We start from the raw sequence: 20,511 nt of genomic DNA, 5'->3' as shown, positions 1-20,511 counted from the left end.
ACAATCGCGGTGAGCTCCACCGAGCCTCCCAGCGGGGCGAATGTGCTGCTCACATGGAGGCTGACCGTAGAACCACCGGGCGCAGTCAACGGCAGGCTGTCACAGGCCTGCGTGATGAAACCGCCAGCGGCAATCAGGAGAATCAGCGCGATGACCAGCAACGATCTGCGGGTGCGGCGGTGCTTCGTGGCAGGCGGCAGTGCTACCATAAGAGTGGTCAAGGATGATATCGGCATGGTTCTAGGGGGTCAAGGCGCGCGGCAGGGTTCCGAGCGTGGCTACGCGATGGCTGCGTTGCTGGTCAGCATCGCGGTCATGTCCGTCGTGATGAGCACCGCGTTGCCAGCATGGCGCCACATGATGCAGCGGGAGCGCGAAACGGAGTGGATTTTTCGCGCGCAGCAGTATGCCCGCGCCCTCATGCTGTTCCAACGGAAGTACCCCGGCGCGTATCCGACCTCGGTCGAGATCCTGGTCAAGCAGAAATTCTTGCGGAAGAAGTATACGGATCCGCTGTCGCCCGACGGCGAGTTCCGGGTTGTCCGCGCGGGAGAGCTTCTGCCGGGGCAGATCCCGGGGACTGGGCCGCAGCGACCAGGTCCGCAGGGGCAAATGCGAGGGCGCGGATTCGGTGGCCAACAATTCGGGCCGACGGCGCGGTCGGGCCAGCCTGGCTCGCTGAGCCAGCGCGGTGTGGGTCTTGGCGCGAGCCCGCGTGGGGGAAGTGATTCCCGCAATCCCTCTGCTGGTGCCCCCGACAGCCGCAACCAGCCCCTCAAGCCCGGGGAGCAGCTGGACACCAGCGCAAAGTTCATCCCAGGCGGCATGGTCGGTGTGAGCAGTAAGAACACCGACGAATCGATCAAGATCTTCAAAGAACAAGACCATTACGACAAGTGGGTGGTAACCATCCAGGATGCCATGCCGCAGTTTGGCGCGCCTGGCCAGTCCGGCGCGCAACCGGGCCAACAAGGAGGGCGGCCAGGAACGGGTCGCCCGCAGCCTGGCCCACAGCCAGGCCCAGGCGGCGCCGGTCCGACCCGCCCTGGCGCTCCGACGCGCCGATGAGCCCGCGCATCTAAGACGTTCCCGTCCGCGCTCTGGCCGGTCAGCCTTTTCATTTGACCGGGCACTGGCGTTCCGGTACATTACACTGAACCGAAAGCGTCTTTCTGAAGTCGTCCGGATGCGTGGGGAGATGCGCGTCGTGCACAACAAGGGCACCAGGGCAGTGCGATCGGGATCTCGAATGGATGAGAGGCTCCCTACCCGCGCGGGCCGCTGAGCGCTCCTTCGGTAGACGTTCACGGCCGGCCAGGCATCGTTCACGCGGTGCCTGGCCTTTTCGCGGCAAACCAGTTCGCGAGGGCTGCGCACGCGGCCATGCCGATCGCTGCCGCAAGGACGACGGTGCCCATCGCCCATCCTCCGAACCACTCGAGCGAGAGCCCTTGTAACCAGGGCAGCACCATACCGCCGACGGCGCCGAGGGCCGAGGCCATGCTCATCGCGGCACTCGGCCGGCGAGGGAAGGCGCTGGTCACGAGCTCCACCAGGCTCGCGTAAATCGGTCCGAACGCCGCTCCGAGGATGATCAGCGCGACGAGCGTTGGGCGGTGATGTCCAACGGTGATGAGGGCGAGCACACTTCCACACACGGCACCGGCGAGACTCCATTTGAGGAGCACGCGCGCACCGGCCCGCAGGCCAAGCACGGTGCCGAGCAACCGACCGCCGCACAGCGCGATCCAAAAGAGTGCTGTGTGGCTTGCGGCGCTTGCTTCATCCAGCGCCAACGTCCGCATGAGATATGTTGGCGTCCAGCCACCGGTCCCGTTCTCGATCCCGACGTAGAGAAACGCCAGCACGCCAAGCGTCCAGAGCATTGGCGAGGCGTGCAGGCGCTGTGGGGTTGCCGGCAGGCTCGCGGAGGCGGCGCCGGCTCCGCGCGGCGCCAGCACGAGGGCAGGAGCCGCGCAGGCAAGTAGGAGAGCTCCTCCCACCTGAAGCGCGGCGCCCGCACTGTACAAGTGCCGCAGCGCAAATGCCACCAGCAGCGGACCGCCGATGGCCCCGATGGCGTAGCACAAGTTCACCAGGTTCAGCGCGACACTCAGGCGACGCGCCGTGATTTGGGTCGGTAGGACATTGATCGAGAGCCCCGCGAACCCCCAACCGATGCCCATGCCAAAGGCGGAGAGCATGAGCGCCATCATCGAGCCCGATAGCGCCAGGCTGATCGTGGCGCAGCCGTAGAGCAGCAAGCCGGCCACGAGCACTGGACGCAAGCCAACCCGGTCCGCCCAGAGAAACGTGATCGACTGCGCAACCAGCGTGCCGAGGAACAACGCTGTGAACAGCGCGCCGAGCGCTCCTGGGCTCGACGACAGACGTCTTGCGAGATCCGGTATTGTCGGGCCGATTGAGGAGATCACGAGACCCGAAGCAAATGACACGGCGCACAACACCACCAAGACGAGCAGCCGCGTTCGCACGGGAAGTGGATGATGATGGGCCGCGCTCATGACAGGTCACTGCCCTGAATTCATAGGAGCTCAGGTGAATTCCGGGCTTATTACCCACCGCCGCCCTCGGCATCCGCCGGGGCCAGGCGTGCCGCGAGCTGTCCCGCCACGAAGGTTGCGACGGACCCAATCAGGACGTACCACTGCCAGGACACCGGTGTTGCGAGCTTGACCAAGAGCATCAACAGCGTGCCGGCGGCGATACCAACCACCGCCGCTCGTTGCGAAACGTTCGTCGTCAACGTCCCGAGGAGGAACACGCCCAAAACGATGCCGTTGGTGAACGACGCGATGCCGAGCACCTCGTTGACAACGGTTTGTGAGAGACGGATTGCCGCGATCGCGACGAGGAGCTGAGCCACGCCGAACAGCGCGGTCGTCCAACGTGCCACGCGCAGATAGTGCGGCGCAGATCGGCGACCCTCGGTGGCCGGCATGTAGAAATCCCCGACCGCCGCGGCCGCCGATGAGTTCAACGAGGACGAGAGCGTCGACATTGCCGCTGCGAAGACCGCGGCCGAGATCAGGCCGACCAGACCAGACGGCAAGTGGGTGACGATGAAGGTTGGAAAGATGCGATCGGTGAGAAGTCGACCGTCGACCGTGAATCTCGCGATTTCTGCCGCATGGCTCCCCGTGTAGTACACGTAGAGCATCGTCCCGATCCCAAGGAAGAGCGCGAACTGGAGAAACACGACGACACCGCTGACGAGCAAGGCGAGGCGCGCCTCACGCGCGGAAGGCGAGCAGAGGTAGCGCTGGACCATCAGCTGGTCGGTGCCGTGCGTCGCCGTGGTGAGGAAGGCGCCGCCCACGACACCCGACCAGAATGTGTAGTCGCGCGTGATGTCCCATGTGAAGTCGAACATGCGAAGCTTCTGCGCGGCACTTGCCGTACGCGCAAGCTCGGCCCATCCACCGGGAATCTCGCCGATCAAGATAGCCGCGGCGATGAGCGCACCCGTGAGATAGACGATGAGCTGGACAACGTCCGTCCAGATCACCGCCGTGATGCCGCCAAGGTAGGTGTACACCATCGTCGCGGCGGCAATCACCGTGATCGACAAGACGAGCATGACGAACATCGGGTCGCTGTTGGGGAACCAGCGTTGGGCTTCCGCCTGCCAGCGTGGTGAGGACAAGAGGAGCGCTGCGAGAACGAGGCCGGTCGCGAAGAGGCGGAAGCCGTCGGCAAAGCTTCGCGTCACGATGAAGATCGCCGAGACGAGACGTTTGACGCCGTTGCCGAATCGCTGGCCGAGGAGCTGATATACGGTGAGCAGCTCACCGCGGAAGTACGCGGGCACGAACAGGAGGACGACGACGACTCGTCCGACGAGATAACCGATGACGAGCTGCAGAAATCGGAAGTCGCCGGCGTATGCGAGGCCAGGCACGCTGATGAACGTCACGGTGCTCGTCTCGGTCGCGACGATCGAGCCCATGATCGCCCACCATGGCACACGGTGACCCGAAACGAAGTAGTCCTTGACGTCACGCTGCGAGCGCGAGAACCACGCGCCGAAGAGCACCATGCCGACCAGATAGACGGCCAGCACGGCGAGATCGAGGGCTGTCATCTATCGCGAGCCTGGGGCGCCGTTGGCGGTTGCCTGGAAGGCGCGGCGATCCACCGTCGTGAGAAACGGACGCCGGCGGGCCGCCAAGCTGTCATAGGAAAAGAGCGCCACGCCAGCGAAGTTGCGTGCGCGCGCGGCCTCGATACGCTGAACCGTTTCCGCGGGCGAGAGCTGCCAGGCACCGATGCCCACCCAGACCGACGAGCCTGCCGCATCCTGAATGAGGTCCGCTTGCCCCGCAAAACGCTGCGCGCTCGACGTGTACATCATGGGGCAGATGACGTCGATCAGGCCTCGCTCGAGCCACGTGGGCCATTCTTGCAGTCGCGCGTTCGTGGCTTCCGTAGGATCCGGTATGACGGCGGCGCTGATGAACACCGTCGGCCGGACCGCTCGAACGGCGCTGGCGAGCCGCTCGACGAGGTGCGTGAGCCGCGTGCGGCGAAACGCGTCCCACGCATCCTGAAACGCGTCCGCGTACGCAGTGACGTCGGACTCACGAGCTGCATCCAGACGTCTGCTTGCCTCGGGTGCGAGCGTCGGACGGATCTCGGCACGGAACGCCTCCAGCGCGGCGCGTGAATAGTCGAACTCGGCGTTGGGATAGCGAACGTAGTCGAGATGGACACCGTCGACCGGGTAGCGCCGCACGAGGTCGGTGACGACGTCGTGCGTGTGTGCCGCGGCGTCCTTTGCAATGGGTGAGACGAAGAGGCCCTCGGTCTGCTGGTTGTGCGCCCGCGTCCATGCAGCCAATCGCTGCACGTACTCGGGACGACTGGGATCGAGCTTCCCGAGCCTACGCGCTAAGTCGCGCGGGACCATGAGCCACTCTGGGTGGGCGTGGACGACATGGTCGCGTGAGGTTGGCAGTGTCGTCGCGCTCGACACGAGGTTGACGCTGATCCATGCGTGCACCTCGATCTCCGCCGGATGCGCTGTGGCGATTAGCTCCTGGAGCGGATCGAACGAGGCTGCCTGGCCGGCGAGCAATTCCGCACGAGGCTCAATGCCCCCATTGAAGTATGCGTCGCCTCTGCCACGAACCTGCACGAGCAGCGTATTGAATCCGTAGCGTCGCGCGTCATCGACGACCTTGGCGACGTCGGTCGGCGACACGAGCGATGTGCGCGCGACCCACAGCGCCCGCACCTCACGTGACGACCTCTCTGGGCTCGACGGGCCGGTCGTCTGTCCGTCGGATCGCCCTGGTGCGGCCTTGACGATGAGCCCCGCCCCACACAGAAGCGCGACGAGGAGCAGGGCGGATTGGAAGAGCCCGCGGACCGCGTGTACTGACGTGTCACAGACTCCAGTATTCTGACTTCGCTCTGCTTCACGTAGGTGCAATGTGCGATCTCTCCGCGAGGAGCCCGTGAGGCCCTCCGTAGGCGACCATCGCCGATCGACGCGCGCGCGAGTCGAGTATACCGGAGATTCCGTCACCCTCGTTCTAGACGAATAGGGCTACTGAGACCGGGACAGTGACGGGACGGCCAAACGGGGAGAACCGAGTATACTCCGTCACCGAGCGACCGCGATGCACGTGCTCGGAATCGATGCCGGAGGGACGAAGACGGTTTGCCTACTCGCCGACGGGCGAGGCACGGTGATGTCGCGCGCGCAAGGCGCGGGTGCGAACTTGCAGGCGCAGGGCGAGCTCGAGGTAGAGAAGGCGCTCCACGAGGTCATGGAAGAGGCGATTGGGAGCAGCACCATCGTGCCACAGGCGATCTGCCTCGGCATTGCCGGCGTGGATCGAGAAGAGGACGCCGAGGTCGTTCAGGCGGTCATGCGGCGCATCGGCTACCGGGCGCGCGTGGTGGTGACCAACGACGCGCTCATTGCGCTCGTGGCAGGCGTTGGTGACGGTCCGGGCGTGGCCGTTATTTCTGGGACGGGCTCGATTGCCTACGGCCGCAATGCGCGTAACGAGGCGGCGCGCGCTGGCGGCTGGGGTTCCGTGCTGGGAGACGAGGGTAGTGGCTACTGGCTGGGTCGGCACGCCCTGCGGGCAGTGGTGCGCGCCGCGGATGGTCGGGGCGGCTCGACCGCGCTCACGCGGCACGTGCTCGCGCACTTCGGTATCGACGAGCCTCGGGATCTCGTGCGGGAGGTCTACACGCGCTCTCTGCGGCCGAGCGCCATCGCGACGCTGGCTGGCGCGGTTCAGCGAGCGCACGAGGAGGGTGACGACATGGCCACCGGTATCCTCGAGCACGCGGCGGGTGAGCTCGTGGCGTCGGCGGCTTCGGTCGTCGCGCAGCTCGATATGGCACAGGAGGTCTTTCCCTTCGTGCTGGCCGGCGGTATTTTCCAGGCCGTGCCGGTGCTCGTCTCGTCGCTCACCGCGCGGCTGCCGGAGCTCGCGCCACGCAGCATGGTCCAGGTATTGAAGCAGGAGCCCGCGTATGGAGCCGTGTTGATGGCGTTGGCCGAAGCGCGCGGTGGTGCCAGCCTGCCCCGGTACAAGAGCGCGTGAGACTGACTCTTCGCACAACGGAGCGCGAGGTTGCCGCCGCCGCGGCGGAGCGGGTCGCGGAGGTGCTCGCCGCTGATGCGGCAGCCGTCCTCGGGCTGCCCACCGGGCGCACCCCGATGCGACTCTATCGGCTCTTGGCGCGCTTGGGAGACGAGGGGGCGCTCGATTTCGGCCGGGCCACGACGTTCAACCTCGACGAGTTCCTCGGCATCGGTCCGGATCATCCGGGCAGCTACCACGCCTACATGCGCCAGCACTTGTTCGCCCACGTCAACTTGCCGTCTGCGCGTGCACACTTGCTCCGCGGTGACGCGGCCGATCCGGAAAGAGAGTGCGAGCGTTACGAGACCGACATCGAGGCGGCGGGGGGGATCGATCTGCAGCTGCTCGGAATCGGCGCGAACGGTCACATCGGCTTCAACGAACCGGGCCCGTGCCTCTGCGCGCGGACGCATCGCGCCATGCTCAGACCAAGCACACGGCGGGCCAACGCGCTGTTCTTCGGCGGCAATGCCGAGGCCGTCCCGCAAGAAGCGCTCTCGATGGGGATGGGGACGATTCTCAAGGCGCGGCGGATCGTGTTGATGGCGACGGGGAAGTCGAAGGCCCGTGCGGTGGCCCGCATCGTGTCTGGTCCTCTGACGACGCGCCTGCCCGCGTCGTTTCTGCAGTTGCACCGGCACGTCGAGCTCATCTGCGATCGTGCCGCCGCAGCTCTTATCAGTGACGAGTGACAGTCACTCGTCACTCGTCACTGTCTTTCCGAGCAGGTCACGCAGTCGGGGCTCGATGTCCTCACCAATGGCATCGCGCATCGAGCTGTCCGCCGCGCGGAGCCGGCTAATCGCCTTCTTGAGCGGCAGGCCTGTCTTGGCCATGACGATAGCTGCCTTGACGTTCCCCTTGGATTTCTTGAGCAGCTTGTCCGCCGCGTCGTACTCCATGCCGGTGACGATGCCGATGATCCGCCGTGCGCGATCGCGCAGCTTCTCGGATCCGGTCTGCACGTCGACCATCAGGTTGCCGTACGTCTTCCCCGTGCGGACCATGCTGACCGTTGTCAGCATGTTGAGGACCATCTTGGTGGCGGTGCCCGCCTTCAAGCGGGTCGAGCCGGTCAAGACCTCTGGGCCGACACTCGGCGCAATGATGAGGTCGACGAAGTTCTGCAGCTCGGTTCCAGGCCAGCAGGTCACGAAGATGATACGCAACCCAGCCTTGCGGGCGCGGGTCAGGGCACCGCGGACGAACGGCGTCATCCCGCTGGCCGAGACGCCGACTACCACATCCTTTTTCGACGGCCGGAGGCGCGCGATAGCTCGAGCGCCCTCCTCGTAGTCGTCCTCCACGCCTTCGCGGGCCCGAAAGACGGCCTCTTTGCCACCGGCCATGACGGCTTGGACCAGACTAGAGGGCACGCCGAAGGTTGGCGGCATCTCTGCTGCCTCGAGCACACCCAGGCGGCCGCTCGTACCGGCACCGACAAATACGATTCGTCCGCCCTTCTTGAGGGACTCGACGATGATCTGCGCGCCGTTGGCGATACGGTCTTTTTCACGCTGCACGGCCGCGACGACCTTCCGGTCCTCACTGACCATGAGATCGATGATGTCGGGGATGGGCGCCTTGTCGAGGTCCAAGCTCGCTGGATTAATGGCTTCGGTAGGTAGGAATTCCCATTTCGAGTGTCTTTGCATGATGATCAGTCGTCCGGCGAGGCTGGTGCCAGACAGCATCAACGGGGGCCGTGGTTCGCAGCGGCGAATCGTACTGCTCGTGCTCCGGCATGTCAACGGCAGTGATCAGTGGCCAGTGGTCAGCCGATGCGCGATCTTCCGGAGGTTGCGTCGTTTGCCAGCGGTGGTTCGCTGCTAGCCCGCGGGCGTTCGTCAATCGGCTGGCCACTGACCACTGACATTAACCACTGACCACTACTCGAGATTCACCGATGTCGCAGCTCGTCGACACCTACCTCGATCACTTGCGCGTGGCCCGCCGATTGTCGGCGCATACGGTCGAGAGCTACGGTCACGACCTCGTACTACTCGCGCGATTTGCCGCAGGGCGCGAATTGCCGATCGAAGCGCTCGACCGGGGCGCGCTCGAGGCGTTTGTACGTGCTCTCATGGGCGAGGGCTACTCGCCGCGGTCCGTTGCGCGAGTCATTGCGACGCTACGCAGCTTTTACAAGTTTCTCCTATTGGATCGCCGGCTCGCCGATGATCCTGCTGCCGATCTTCGCGCGCCGCGGGCATGGCAAACACTGCCGGACTACCTCTCGCTAGAGGAAGTGGACACCCTGCTTGCCGCACCCGATGTCTCCACGCCACGCGGAATGCGCGATCGCGCGCTGATCGAGCTGCTGTACGCCACCGGGCTGCGGGTCTCGGAGCTCGTCGAGCTCAAGCCGGCAGACCTGAACCTCGCCGCCGGGTGCGTGACGTGCACGGGGAAGGGCAGTAAGCAGCGGCTTGTCCCGATCGGCCGGCACGCCGCCGACTGGGTGGCGCGGTACGTGCGCGACGCACGACCACAGCTGCTGAAGGGACGCACATCGCCTCGGCTCTTCGTCAATGCTCGTGGCGGGACGTCACTGACCCGAGTCGGGTTCTGGAAGCTCCTGCGGCAGTACGCGCGGCAAGCGGGCATCAAGAGCCGCACCTCACCTCATATTATTCGCCATTCCTTCGCTACCCATTTGCTCGAGCGCGGCGCCGATCTTCGTGCCATCCAAGCGATGCTCGGGCACAGCGATCTGTCTACCACACAGATCTATACGCATGTTCTCGAGGCCCGGCTCAAACAGCTCTACGAGCAGTTCCATCCCCGGGCACAAGAGTAGTGGCCAGTGATCAGTGGTCAGTGGCCAGCCGATTGACGAACACCCCGCGGGCTAGCGGCGAGCCACCGCCGGCAGACGACGCAACCTCCGGAAGATCGCGCATCGGCTGACCACTGATCACTGACCACTGGCCACTGTTTATGTCCGGACAGTGAACAAGAGATAGCCGGCCGAAGAGGCGAAGAGGAGGTTGGGTGCCCAGGCGGCAAGCAGGGGAGGCAGCATTCCGGCGCTTCCGACGGCGGCGGCAGCGCTCTGAATGGTTTGGTAAGCAATGGCCAAGACGATGCCGGCGCCGATGCCGTAAAGGGCACCGCGGCGTCCAGTGGTGACCGCAAACGGTATGGCGATGAGCGTCATGATCACGGTCACGAAAGGGAAGGCGAGCTTGCGGTGGAGCTGGACGGCGAGCGAGGCGACGTTGAAGCCGGCTGTCCGGAGATCGGTGATGTAGCGGGCGAGGTCTCGGTACCCGAGTCTCTCGGCGACATCCGCGTTGACTTCCTCTTGGGTGAAGTAGTCGGGGGACTCGATGGGCAGCGTCCGATTGTTGAACGCTTCGTAGCGCGACACGGAACCGCTTTCGAACTCTCGGATCCAACCGGCTCCAGCGTGCCAGACGCCCTGACGCTCGGGCCCCGTTCCGTACTGCGCGTACGCAGTGTAGGTGCGCCGGCTGATCGTGGACGGCGTCTCTCCCAGATCGTAGATGGTGAGGTCGCCGAAACGTCTCGCTGGCGGGTCATAGTAGGCATAGTGATAGAGCCGGCTCCCAGCACTCGCGAGCCACTGCCGCTGGAGCACGTTGGTGGTTCGCGGGGCGCGCCCGCGGATCTCGTCGTACAGCTTCTTGGCTTCGCGATTCGTCGAGGGGAGGATCGTTTCTTCCAAGCTGAACAGTAAGCCGCTCCAGAGAGCGCCGAACAGCAGCAGGGGAACGCTCGCCCGATAGAGACTCACTCCGCAGGCGCGCATCGCGGTCAGCTCGCTCGTACGCGTCAGGAGCCCAACGGCAGCAATGGCTCCCACGAGCGAGCTCAGTGCCGTCGCGTAGTACGTGTACTGAGGCGTCGACAGCACGAAATAACGGAGCAGCATCGCGCCCGTGGCTTGCCCCTTGAACAGCTTTTCCGAGAGCTGGGTGAACTCGCCGATGTAGAACAGCCCCAGCATGGCGGCCATTGTGAGGCCGAACACGCGCAGGTACCGGCTGGCAATGTATCGGTCGAGGATACCGGTGCGCGTGAAGAGCTGCCTGGGCACGCGGATGACAAGTACGGCAGGCTGGTGATTGCCCCGTCGGGTTCTTGCCACCGGTCGGGAGGCCGCGGGCGTGAGTCCGAAGCTGGGCGCCCGTGCGAACAGGCGCTGGATGGCGCCTGTGAGCGGCAAGCGCAGCTCATCGCCGAGCTCCTTCCCGCGGACCCGAAAGACGAGGAGGACGATGCCAGCACCTCCGAGCACAATGTTGGGGATCCACATCGCCGGCTCGGGAGGGATCTGACCGCCTTTGGCCAACGATTGGCCAAGATACATGAAGGTGTACCACGCGAAGAATATGCCCAGCCCGATGACGAAACTGTTCTGCTTGGCGTCCTTGCGGTCGGTGACGCCCAAGCCCAGGGCCAGGATCCCAAAGACGAGACAGGCCACGGGGATCGAGAACTTGCGGTGAATGGCCATGACGGGGCTGTGCGGTGACAGTCCCGCCTTGGCGACCTGCCCGGCAACCTCCCGCAGCTCTGCGATGGTCATCGAGTTCTCGTCCTTGGAGACGCTCGTATTGCGAAAGATGGTTTCCGGATCGAGCGAGACCGTGCGGGTTTGGAAGGAGTCGACGAAGTAATCGCCACTGCTGCCGAAGCGGTGCACGACGCCTCGCTCCAGCGCCAGGTCGACCCGCTGTGCTTGGCGGTCCAGGACCAAGCGACCGCTGGTGGCGGTAATGATCTGTGGCTCCTTGGCGTTTCTGGAGTCTGCAATGAACAGCTCGCGCCATCCCACGCCGCCTGGCTGAACGTCGCGCGCGTAGAGCACCATGTCGGGGAATCCCTCGAAGAACACCCTCGGCCGGATGCGGGTTTGCGCCTCGTTGGCCACGATCCGATACATGACTTCTCGATAGCTCCTGTTGGCGTTCGGCAGCGCCTCGAGCATCACGTATCCACTCGCCAGCGTACTGACAACGGCGAGCAGCCCGATAGGCCGGAGCAGGCGAAGAAGGCTGACGCCGCAGGCCTGAAGGGCAACGCTTTCACGATCGGCCGAGAAGCGGCCGAGGGCGACCAGTAACCCCACCATCAGCGCCATCGGAATGGTGATCGCCAGCGCCTGTGGCAGCAGCAGGAGCAGAATCCGGCCCGCGAGAGCCCACGAGACACCTGCGGTCAGCAGCGGCTCCAAATCCCGCATGATGATGGGAATTTCGAGCACGAACGTGAAGATCAGCAGCGCAAGGAGCGTTGGGGTAATCGCTTCGCGGATGAGGTAGCGATCGAGGATCCGTAGCATATCTCGAGGTAGACGAAGGAATCCGACTTCCTCCAAGGTCAGACGATATCACGCGCTCCGCGGGCGGTAAGACGAGGCCTCGGGCGGGCCGCTGCTAGCTGCGTCACAGACACTGCCGATGGCCCTGAGCGCGTGGAGTCGAGCGGACCGGCGGCCGCCCGGGAGGAGCCGCGGTCGCTGACGACTCGGCGCGAACGTCGGGGACCGGCGGGTAGAGACGCCGCGCCGAGGCGTCCGTTTCGCGGTGCTTGAACCGATTCTAGGTCAGAGACCAGAGAGCATGGCGCACAGACCTTCAACAGGCGGAGTTTTGGCCGGATGTTCTTTGGGTCTGATAATAGATATTATGTTAACTTACAGCTATCGGAGCCCCTGTCTCAGACACGTTCGTTCCGCCGTTAGGTGATGCTTCCCCGTTCTGGTGTCAGTGAGGCATCCACAGACGGAAGGATCTGCTCCCCCTGCCGGAAGGTCCAAGGTCGTTGTTGCGCGGGTGTGTGAATCGTACGTTGATGATGGGCGCTGCTCCGCCGTTCGGTGCGCGACAGCCGATTAGTGCGTCTGTTCACCATCAACGGGTGGAGCGGAGGCCGGTAAGGATTCTTGGGATCTCAGCTCAGCGAGGATCGTTTCGAGTGCCTCGATGACTTCGTTGCGCTCAACTTGCGATTTCTTGAAATTCAGCGTGACGGAGAACGCCTTCGTTGGAGCACGATAGTTGAACGTAAACGGCTTTGGCCTGCCAGTCTGGAGCCGAGGCGGGGCGCTCTCGCGGACCTGCTGGCGTGTCATCCCGCCATCGCGGCTAATCTGCTCCACCAGTGCGACCATCTTTTCTGCGTCGCCCTGCCTAACTACTTGCAAAAGTAAGGATTTAGAGCCAATGTCGGCCAGCCGACATAGATTCTTGACGGAATTCGGCATGTGATTGAGCGAGAGCGACTCAGTGATGGCTGTGCGAGACTTCCCTAGCTTCCGCGCCAGCGTTTCGTGCGTATAGCCCGCACGCTGACAGAGCGCCTGAAGCGCCTCCGCTTCTTCGAACGGCGTCAGGTCTTTACGTTGGAGATTCTCCACAAGGGCGACCTCGAGAATTCCAACCTCGTCAACGTCGCGGATAACGACGGGCACATCAGCGAGCCCGAGCTGTACGGCAGCTTGGTATCGACGCTCTCCAGCGATGATTTGGTATCGACTGCTCCGCTGCCGAACGACGAGCGGCTCAACGATGCCATGCTCTTTGATCGAGGCAATGAGCTCGGAGAGATCTCCCATCACTTGACGAGGCTGGTTCGGGTTGGGATCAATCGTCTCGATGGGAACCATTCGCCCGACTGGTTCCCCGGTTGAGGCGGTCAGCGCCTCGACATAGTGCTCGTCGTGGCGCATCCTGATGGTTTCCGGAAGACCTCGCTTAGCCACGTTCGATCACCTCTTCGCTCAGGCTGTAGTATTCAGACGCGCCAGAAGACTCTGGGGCGTACGAGAAGATGGATTCCTTGTAGGCAGGACTCTCTTCGAGACGGACGCTCTTGGTGATGACAGTCCTGAAGACCTTCGCACCGAAGACCTTCTGGATCTGTGATCGAATGTCGCGCGCCAATGACGTCCGTTTGTCATGCATCGTGATCAGGACGCCGAGAATCTGGAGCACTGGATTCGCCCGTAACCGCACCTTCTCCACCGTCTCCAGCAGATCGTCTGTGCCCTCGAGAGCGAAGTACGACGACTGGATTGGAATGAGCAAATGCGTGGCGGCGACGAGCGCATTCACGGTCAGGAGACCTAGCGTCGGCGGGCAGTCGATCACAATATTGGGGAATTGGTCCTGAACCTCCGTCAGGCGATCCTTGAGACGATAGTGAGCGTCGAGCTCCCCCACCAGCTTCGCCTCGATCTTGGCCAAGGCGATGCGCGCCGGTGCGACGAAAAGATTGGGGTGACGAGATGCCGCGACAACGTCGCGCATGCGACAGCCGTCCTCGCCGACGATCGCGTCGTACATGTGGCGAGAGACCTGCGTGTGATCCAGAAATGAGAGCGTGCTATTTCCTTGAGGATCAAGATCTACGAGGAGCGTCGGCTTGTCACGAAGGGCGAGGGCTGCGGCAAGGTTGATGGCAGTGGTCGTCTTGCCTACGCCGCCTTTTTGATTGGCAATGGCGAGAATCATTCAGCGGACTCGGGATATTCTAGAGAGGCTATCTCCATGCTGTCAACCGGAAGTGCAAGCGCCCACCTGAGGGGGCTCGAGCACCTCGTCCGTGCAGGTGTGCGCGGTCTCTTGGACACGCTATGTGCAAGTGGTTGATAGCATGGTGTTTGGGTAAGATGTCGGCCGGCCGACATGACTGGTTTGTTGGTCGGGGTCAATTTTTGCCCCGCGGCCATCCCGCTGGCCATGTCTTGGAGGATGTCGATGCCGAGGAATGTGGATCTTGCGCTCTTGGCCTTGCGCATGATGTTGGGGCTCATTCTGCTCTATCACGGGTTGCCGAAGATCGCCGACTTTGCTGAAACACTCGACGCGTTCTCGAAGATAGGGGTGCCGGCTCCGGCAGCTAGCCTGGTCTTCGCTATCGTCGCGGAGGTCGTCGGTGGCGCGCTCCTCCTGCTTGGAGTTTGGAGCGATGTCGGTGCTTCGCTCGTCATCCTCAACATGCTCGGTGCGATTTTTGCCGTGCATTGGAAGGCCGGCTTCGATTTCACCAAGGGTGGCTACGAGCATCCGCTCACAGTGCTCGTGATGGCGCTCGCTCTCCTGCTCGCAGGACCCGGTCGCTATGCATTCGGGAGAGGAAGGGCAAGGGCGTGAGCTCGGGAAACAGGAAACCGGGGGCGGCAGTCGGTGTGGGAATCAGGAACCTGCATGCGAAAGGCGACGGCGAAACGGGCGAAAATTGTGAGTCCTGAATCCTACATCTTGTACTTGCCCAGATCCTCAGGGTCGAGATTTTCGAGCCACTTCTGCAGGCGCTCCTCCGCTTCCTTGCCGCTGAGAACCTCCGTGCTTCGCGCGCGCTCGATGACGGTTTCCTCGACGTAGATTGGCGCTCTCACCCGAAGGGCCAGCGCAATTGCATCGCTGGGGCGAGAGTCCACCACAACAGGCTCCCCTGCCCGCGCCAGATGGATGACGGCAAAGAACGTGGTTTCACGAAGATCGTAGACGACGATCCGCTCGACCTGGGCGTCGAGGTCCTCGATCACATTCCGCAGCAAGTCATGCGTCATAGGCCGGGCAGGCGTCACGTTTTCGAGCTGAAGTGCGATCGCGTTGGCTTCGAAGACGCCAACCCAGATCGGAAGGACGCGCTCCCCTCCTTCCTCGCGGAGCACTACGATCGGCATATTGTTGACGGGATCGACCATCAACCCTTTGATCGTCATCTCAATTTCCATGATGCTCCTGCCCTTCCCATGACTTGCCGCACTCGAGCGTCGTGCTCGCTCGTTCCGCTTTCCTATGAGGTCAGTGGTGGTTGCCCCACCAGCAGCTCACCGCGCACACTGTTGGGCCCAGCGCTCACAATGCGGACCGTGACGAGCTGGCCAAATAGGTTTGCGCTCCCCGCAATGTTTACGACGGTATTGCCAGAAGTGCGACCCGATAGTTCATGGTCGCGCCGTTTGCTGTGCGAGTCAACGAGCACCTCTCGAGCCTGTCCGACGAGGTCCTGGTGCAACTCGAGCTGAATCGCGCGCTGGAGAGTTTGGAGCTCCACAATCCGCCTCGTCTTCTCCGCCTCGCTCACATCGTCCGGCATTCGCGTGAATGCGAGCGTCGACGGTCGGGGGGAATACTTGAACGAGAACATGCCGTGATATCGCACCGCGTCGGCCAGCGATAGCGTCTGCTCGAAATCGTCGGCCGTCTCTCCAGGGAAGCCGACGATGACGTCGGTGGAGAGCTGAATGTCTTCGACCTCGGCACGAAGCTCCGCTACCAGCTCGAGATATCGCTCGCGCGTGTAGCGCCGACGCATACGCGTGAGCACGGAGGTCGAGCCAGACTGAACCGGCAGATGGATATGCTTACAGAGCTTCGGGAGATCACGCAGCACGGAGACGAGGCGGCGGGAAACGTGTCGCGGATGCGGGCTCGCAAAGCGAATTCGCTGAAGACCAGGAACCGCGTGTACTCGCTCCAGTAACGCCGCGAAGTCACAGCTGGGATCGTCAGGCGCCTGATAGTGATTGACGATCTGCCCGAGCAGATGCACTTCCCTGTGACCGCTGTCCACCGCCTCGCGCACGTCCGCCAGGATCTCACTCATGGGTCGCATTCGCTCGCGACCGCGGGTATGAGGCACGATACAGAATGCACAGCAATCGTTGCATCCTTCGACGATGTTGACGTAAGCCTTCAGCACATCACGGCGGCGGGCGATGCCGAGCGGAAACGAGACGTCATCGTGTGGCCGCACGTCCACGAAGGATGGATCCACAGCACGATCAGCGGCACTCAGCTTCCGGGCGACGAGGGTCGGCAGCTGCTTCAACGACTGTGTGCCAACGACGATGTCCACTGATGGCGAACGGCGGAAGAGCTCGGCGCCAAGCTGTTGCGCCACGCATCCAGTGACGGCGACGATTGGCTGGGCCCCGCGACGAATCCCGACTTGACGCAGCTCCCCTAGGCGAGAGTAGAGCTTCGTCTCCGCATGCTCGCGGACGCTGCAGGTGTTGACCACGATGACATCCGCGTCTGCGGCGTCGTCGGTCGCCTCGAAGCCGGCCTGCTCGAGGAGACCCGCCATACGCTCCGAGTCGTGGACGTTCATCTGGCAACCGTAGGTTTCGATGAGATATTTCTCTGCCACTGTGTTACTTCGCTGTCTTTTCGATTCGCGGGATATTTCCCGTAGCGCGCACCATTCAGCCGATCCATGGCTACGAGCTGCTCTTGCTGCGACTGGCCCTGTGACCAGCCCTGCGCCTGGCGTTGCCGGCATCGGGCTTCCCTTCCGACTTCGCGGCGAGCATGGCACGCGCTCCCTCGAGGACCGCGGTGGAGACCTCCCCGCCCATCATGCGTGCCAGCTCCGCGGCGCGTGCGTTCGCGTCCAGCACGGTCGCCTGCGTTATCGTACGCTCGTTGACCACATGCTTGCTAATGTTCACATGCGCCTGTGCGTGCGCCGCAACCTGCGGGAGGTGCGTGATGCAAAGCACCTGCACGTCGTTCGCAAGACGTCTGAGCTTGGCCCCGACCGTGTCCGCGACGCGCCCGCCAATCCCGGCGTCGACCTCGTCGAAGATCAACGTCTTGCCGGGTGCGTCCGGCGAGGCAAGCGTCTTCATGGCCAGCATGATCCGTGACAGCTCGCCTCCCGAGGCGATCCGCGCCAGCGGTCGCAGCTCCTCGCCCGGGTTGGGGGACAGAAAGATCTCGACCTGATCGAAGCCGTTCGCCGTCCAGGATCGCGACGGAGGTACTTCGGGGCCGAAGCGAATGTCACACCGTGTGCGCTCCATCGCAAGCTCGCCGAGCGCGGCAGTGAGACGCTCTGTGAAGTGCGACGCTGCCTCTCGTCGGCGTGTGGAGAGATGCCGCGCCGCCTTCTGGTAGGCATCAGCCGCGCGTGCGACTTGTTCCTGCAACTGCGCCGCTCGCTCGGTGGACGTTTCGAGTGCCGCGAGCGCGGCCGCCATCTCGCCGCGATGACGAAGGACCTCGTCCAGTGTCGGTCCATGCCGGCGCTTCAATCGCTCGAGCGCGGCGAGGCGATCTTCCACGACCTGCAGACGTTCCGGTGATGCGTCGAGGTCGCTCAAGAACGAGCGGAGGAAGAACGCAAGATCCTCCAGGTGCGCTTTCACGACGTCGCGCCCTTCCACGTACGGTTCGAAGCGCCGGTCGAGGGCAGCGAGATCCGCGACGCGACGCCACACTTGATCGAGCTGTGCGAGCACCGCGACGTCTCCTTCGTACAGCCTCTCATAGCTCTCGTTCCCGAGCTGTTGAATGCGGTCTGCGTTGGCCAAGACCTGCCGTGTTGCCGCGAGCTCCTCGTCTTCACCACGTTGTGGCGCGACGCCGTCGATCTCATCGAGCTGAAACGTCAAGAGGTCGATCCGCGCCGTGCGCTCGCGATCGTCGAGCTGCGCGGCGTCGAGCTGATCTTGCAGCGCGCGCCATACCTCGTATCGGGCTGCACACGACGCTCGCTCCGGGGCGAGGTCGGCAAAGCGATCCAATAGCTCGAGCTGCGTGTCCGCCTGCAGCAGACTTTGGTGCGCATGCTGGCCGTGCAAGTCCACGAGGTCGGCCACCGCCTCGCGCAGCCCCGTGCTCGTCACGAGGACATCGTCGACGAACGCGCGGCTCCGGCCCTGGGCGGAGATCTCGCGTCTAAGGATTGTCTCGCGGCCGTCTGCCGTTTCGAGCACTGCCTGGATCTGTGCGGCCGGCGCGCCGGTACGGACAAGGTCGGCAGAGGCGCGGCCGCCGAGTAAGAGCCCGACGGCTTCGACCAAGATCGACTTACCGGCACCGGTCTCACCGGTGAAGACGGTCAAGCCTGGACCGAGCTCGAGATCGAGGGTGTCGATGACCGCGAGCTGGCGGATGCTCACGTAGCGAATCATCGGGAGATTCGGTCAGCGGCAAGATGAGAAAAGATGCCCGTCATCTTTCTCTCGGGAGAGCATACGAAAAAGATGACAGGCATCTTTTCTCACGTCAGCAAGTCAGGGCCTAGAACTCCCATGTTATCATAGACTTGATTCGTGTCGGTGCCCGTGATACGGTGAGTAATCGCGCTGTCCCAGCGGCGCTGCATATGACTATAGTCGGAGGCTCGTTTGCCAACGCTCGGTTCGTTTGCTCTTGCCTTGCAGGAGCCGCCTGTTGCCGCGCCCGAAGCACGGGGCACGGATGTCCTGACGCTCGTTGCTAACGCGAGCCTTCCCGTCAAGGCCGTTCTTCTCATTCTCGTCGTTTTTTCGGTGGTCTCCTGGGGAATCATCCTCTACAAGCAGTGGCAGTTTCGTCGCGCAGAGCGCCAGTCGATGGCGTTTCTCGACGTCTTCCGCAAGAGCAGCAAGTTCTCCGAAGTTCAAGCGGTCTGCCGCACGTTGGGCGAGAGCCCGCTCGTCAGCCTGTTCCAAGCGGGCTACGCAGAGCTCACGGCCCAGCTTCGTGCATCGCAAGGTGAGCGACCGGCCAACCCGGCAGGACGTCCAACTCTAAAGAGCTTCGACGCGCTCGATCGAGCGCTGCTCCGCGCCGCGGGTATCGAGGTGAACAAGCTGGAGCACCGCGTGACGTTTCTGGCGACAACGGCCAACATCGCGCCGTTCATCGGACTCTTCGGGACCGTGTATGGGATCATGAACGCGTTCCAGGAGATCGGCCAGGTGGGCTCGACAAACCTGGCGGTCGTCGCGCCTGGCATCGCGGAAGCCCTCGTCGCGACAGCCATGGGCTTGTTTGCGGCAATTCCCGCTGTGTACTTCTACAACCTACTCACACAGCGGATAAAGCACTTCGCCTCCTCGATGGAGGACTTCTCGCTGGAGTTTCTCAACATCGCGGAGCGGAACTTCACGTAAGGGGCTTGAGCACCATGCCGGGTGTAAAGGTTCATTCGACCGGCGGATCGGCAATGGGTGGACGGCGGGGTCGCATGTACCACGTGGCGCCCAGCTTGTCGGAAATCAACGTCGTGCCGCTCGTCGACGTGATGCTGGTGCTCCTGATCATCTTCATGGTGGCCGCGCCGTTGATGACGCGCGGCATGGACGTCGCGCTGCCAGAGGCGCGCAACTCGCCCGTGCTCGAGAAGGAGCGCGTCTTTGTGACGATCCCAGCCAACTTTGCTGAGAAACGCCAAGTACAGCTCGACGATGATCCGGTTGGGATCGAATTTCTTGAGGAGCGCGTACGTCAGCTCATGGTCGACCGCTCGGACAAGAGCGTCTACCTCCGGTCCGACGGAACGGTGACGATGGCGCAAGCCGTCGCGGTGATGGATCTCCTGAAGGGGGCGGGTGTCCAGAACGTCGCCATGGTGACGCGGTTACCTGGAGAGCGGTAAGCTGTGGAGGATCTGGTCTCACAGGCTCTGCTCGGTCGTGGCCGTGAGCCTGAAGGGCTTCAGCGAACGCTGACGCTCTCGCTCATCGTACACCTGGTCGTCTTCACGGCGATCCTGTTGATGCCGGCGGGCTGGCGTCAATCCCCCGATGACGAGGAGCAGGTGGTGATGACGATTAGCCTGGGCGGCACGCCGGGACCGAAGACCGGCGGCATGACGCCGATTGCGGGGCGCCCTGTGCAGCAGGCGGAGCCGCCGGACGCCAGGCCGCAGCCGTTTACACCGCCGTCGGTGAAGCCGTCGATGAGTCTGCCGCTCGAGCAGGCGATACGACGTCCTCCCCCACCGCCTGTGAAGCAGGCGCCGGAAGAGGCGCGCGGGCGGCGGCCGACGACAGGACCGGAGATTCGGGAGGGCAACGCGATTGCAGAGACGCCGGGTCAGGAGAATAGCATCGGCATCTCGACGGGAGGCGGCGGCTTCGGCGGGCAGATTCAGCTCGGCGACTTCTGCTGTCCGGAGTACATTC

At 63.5% G+C, this 20,511-nt stretch carries 18 protein-coding genes; 8 read left to right on the top strand and 10 right to left on the bottom strand.

Annotated features, from left to right (window positions below):
• Positions 1-234: 234 nt before the first annotated feature.
• Positions 235-1,068 (top strand): hypothetical protein, encoded by an 834-nt coding sequence (locus tag GEV06_24110; protein ID MPZ20959.1) that lies wholly within the window; start codon positions 235-237, stop codon positions 1,066-1,068.
• A 257-nt stretch (positions 1,069-1,325) separates the two neighbouring features.
• Here GEV06_24110 and GEV06_24105 read toward each other — a convergent pair whose 3' ends face one another.
• The 3 genes from GEV06_24105 to GEV06_24095 are packed head-to-tail and all read right to left on the bottom strand — an operon-like array spanning position 1,326 to position 5,551.
• The gene (locus GEV06_24105; protein MPZ20958.1) at positions 1,326-2,525 is read right to left on the bottom strand and encodes an MFS transporter; all 1,200 of its coding nucleotides are present in this window, start codon (positions 2,523-2,525) and stop codon (positions 1,326-1,328) included.
• A gap of 50 nt (positions 2,526-2,575) precedes the next feature.
• Complete coding sequence (locus GEV06_24100; GenBank protein MPZ20957.1) at positions 2,576-4,069, bottom strand: transporter; 1,494 nt, start codon at positions 4,067-4,069, stop codon at positions 2,576-2,578.
• A gap of 36 nt (positions 4,070-4,105) precedes the next feature.
• Entirely contained in the window at positions 4,106-5,551 is a 1,446-nt protein-coding gene (locus GEV06_24095; protein ID MPZ20956.1) for a family 10 glycosylhydrolase, read from the bottom strand.
• Positions 5,552-5,645: 94 nt separating this feature from the next.
• Here GEV06_24095 and GEV06_24090 point away from each other — a divergent pair, with 94 nt between their 5' ends.
• Positions 5,646-6,587, top strand: a complete 942-nt coding sequence (locus GEV06_24090) for an ATPase (GenBank protein ID MPZ20955.1) — start codon at positions 5,646-5,648, stop codon at positions 6,585-6,587.
• On the top strand, positions 6,584-7,321 hold the full coding sequence (gene nagB, locus GEV06_24085; protein ID MPZ20954.1) for a glucosamine-6-phosphate deaminase: 738 nt from the start codon (positions 6,584-6,586) through the stop codon (positions 7,319-7,321). Before GEV06_24090 ends, nagB begins: the two co-directional genes overlap by 4 nt.
• Before the next feature lie 3 nt (positions 7,322-7,324).
• On the opposite strand, the gene murQ is transcribed toward nagB, so the two are convergent.
• Complete coding sequence (gene murQ, locus GEV06_24080) at positions 7,325-8,284, bottom strand: N-acetylmuramic acid 6-phosphate etherase (protein ID MPZ20953.1); 960 nt, start codon at positions 8,282-8,284, stop codon at positions 7,325-7,327.
• 251 nt (positions 8,285-8,535) lie between these two features.
• On the opposite strand from murQ, the gene xerD reads away from it, so the two are divergent.
• Positions 8,536-9,429 (top strand): site-specific tyrosine recombinase XerD, encoded by an 894-nt coding sequence (xerD, locus tag GEV06_24075; GenBank protein MPZ20952.1) that lies wholly within the window; start codon positions 8,536-8,538, stop codon positions 9,427-9,429.
• 138 nt (positions 9,430-9,567) lie between these two features.
• Here the strand turns inward: xerD and GEV06_24070 are convergent, their stop codons facing one another.
• From GEV06_24070 to GEV06_24060, 3 genes are all read right to left on the bottom strand, one after another.
• Positions 9,568-11,940: an LptF/LptG family permease gene (locus GEV06_24070; protein ID MPZ20951.1), complete on the bottom strand. Its 2,373-nt coding sequence runs from the start codon at positions 11,938-11,940 to the stop codon at positions 9,568-9,570.
• A gap of 552 nt (positions 11,941-12,492) precedes the next feature.
• Entirely contained in the window at positions 12,493-13,362 is an 870-nt protein-coding gene (locus GEV06_24065) for a ParB/RepB/Spo0J family partition protein (protein MPZ20950.1), read from the bottom strand.
• Positions 13,355-14,113: an AAA family ATPase gene (locus GEV06_24060; protein ID MPZ20949.1), complete on the bottom strand. Its 759-nt coding sequence runs from the start codon at positions 14,111-14,113 to the stop codon at positions 13,355-13,357. The genes GEV06_24065 and GEV06_24060 overlap by 8 nt, the downstream gene beginning before the upstream one ends.
• A 174-nt stretch (positions 14,114-14,287) precedes the next feature.
• Between GEV06_24060 and GEV06_24055 the strand changes: the two genes are divergently transcribed.
• A complete protein-coding gene (locus tag GEV06_24055) occupies positions 14,288-14,755 on the top strand; it encodes a DoxX family membrane protein (protein ID MPZ20948.1) in 468 nt (155 codons plus the stop codon).
• Positions 14,756-14,856: 101 nt separating this feature from the next.
• Here GEV06_24055 and GEV06_24050 read toward each other — a convergent pair whose 3' ends face one another.
• The 3 genes from GEV06_24050 to recN all read right to left on the bottom strand — a co-directional run bounded on the left by GEV06_24050 (position 14,857) and on the right by recN (position 18,531).
• Entirely contained in the window at positions 14,857-15,342 is a 486-nt protein-coding gene (locus GEV06_24050; protein ID MPZ20947.1) for a bifunctional nuclease family protein, read from the bottom strand.
• Between the two features lie 62 nt (positions 15,343-15,404).
• A complete protein-coding gene (gene miaB / locus GEV06_24045; GenBank protein ID MPZ20946.1) occupies positions 15,405-16,895 on the bottom strand; it encodes a tRNA (N6-isopentenyl adenosine(37)-C2)-methylthiotransferase MiaB in 1,491 nt (496 codons plus the stop codon).
• The gene (gene recN, locus GEV06_24040; protein ID MPZ20945.1) at positions 16,834-18,531 is read right to left on the bottom strand and encodes a DNA repair protein RecN; all 1,698 of its coding nucleotides are present in this window, start codon (positions 18,529-18,531) and stop codon (positions 16,834-16,836) included. Before recN ends, miaB begins: the two co-directional genes overlap by 62 nt.
• 294 nt (positions 18,532-18,825) lie before the next feature.
• Between recN and GEV06_24035 the strand changes: the two genes are divergently transcribed.
• The 3 genes from GEV06_24035 to GEV06_24025 all read left to right on the top strand — a co-directional run.
• The gene (locus tag GEV06_24035; protein ID MPZ20944.1) at positions 18,826-19,497 is read left to right on the top strand and encodes a Tol-Pal system subunit TolQ; all 672 of its coding nucleotides are present in this window, start codon (positions 18,826-18,828) and stop codon (positions 19,495-19,497) included.
• Positions 19,498-19,550: 53 nt separating this feature from the next.
• The gene (locus GEV06_24030; protein ID MPZ20943.1) at positions 19,551-19,982 is read left to right on the top strand and encodes a protein TolR; all 432 of its coding nucleotides are present in this window, start codon (positions 19,551-19,553) and stop codon (positions 19,980-19,982) included.
• A 3-nt stretch (positions 19,983-19,985) separates the two neighbouring features.
• Positions 19,986-20,511 (top strand): hypothetical protein (locus tag GEV06_24025; protein ID MPZ20942.1); only part of this gene is annotated, 526 nt, incomplete at its 3' end.

Origin of the sequence: Luteitalea sp., from assembly GCA_009377605.1 — a bacterium.
Lineage (GTDB): Bacteria > Acidobacteriota > Vicinamibacteria > Vicinamibacterales > Vicinamibacteraceae > WHTT01.
This window is presented reverse-complemented; position numbering and strand designations above follow the sequence as displayed.

What these genes read in the sequence shown, in the direction of transcription:
- murQ (MPZ20953.1), bottom strand. Translation starts at nt 8,284, where the DNA reads ATGCAAAGACACTCGAAATGGGAATTCCTACCTACCGAAGCCATTAAT.
- miaB (MPZ20946.1), bottom strand. Translation starts at nt 16,895, where the DNA reads ATGCCGGCAACGCCAGGCGCAGGGCTGGTCACAGGGCCAGTCGCAGCA.
- GEV06_24060 (MPZ20949.1), bottom strand. Translation starts at nt 14,113, where the DNA reads ATGATTCTCGCCATTGCCAATCAAAAAGGCGGCGTAGGCAAGACGACC.
- recN (MPZ20945.1), bottom strand. Translation starts at nt 18,531, where the DNA reads ATGATTCGCTACGTGAGCATCCGCCAGCTCGCGGTCATCGACACCCTC.
- GEV06_24055 (MPZ20948.1), top strand. Translation starts at nt 14,288, where the DNA reads ATGACTGGTTTGTTGGTCGGGGTCAATTTTTGCCCCGCGGCCATCCCG.
- GEV06_24030 (MPZ20943.1), top strand. Translation starts at nt 19,551, where the DNA reads ATGGGTGGACGGCGGGGTCGCATGTACCACGTGGCGCCCAGCTTGTCG.
- GEV06_24110 (MPZ20959.1), top strand. Translation starts at nt 235, where the DNA reads ATGGTTCTAGGGGGTCAAGGCGCGCGGCAGGGTTCCGAGCGTGGCTAC.
- xerD (MPZ20952.1), top strand. Translation starts at nt 8,536, where the DNA reads ATGTCGCAGCTCGTCGACACCTACCTCGATCACTTGCGCGTGGCCCGC.
- GEV06_24090 (MPZ20955.1), top strand. Translation starts at nt 5,646, where the DNA reads ATGCACGTGCTCGGAATCGATGCCGGAGGGACGAAGACGGTTTGCCTA.
- GEV06_24105 (MPZ20958.1), bottom strand. Translation starts at nt 2,525, where the DNA reads ATGAGCGCGGCCCATCATCATCCACTTCCCGTGCGAACGCGGCTGCTC.
- GEV06_24050 (MPZ20947.1), bottom strand. Translation starts at nt 15,342, where the DNA reads ATGGAAATTGAGATGACGATCAAAGGGTTGATGGTCGATCCCGTCAAC.
- GEV06_24070 (MPZ20951.1), bottom strand. Translation starts at nt 11,940, where the DNA reads ATGCTACGGATCCTCGATCGCTACCTCATCCGCGAAGCGATTACCCCA.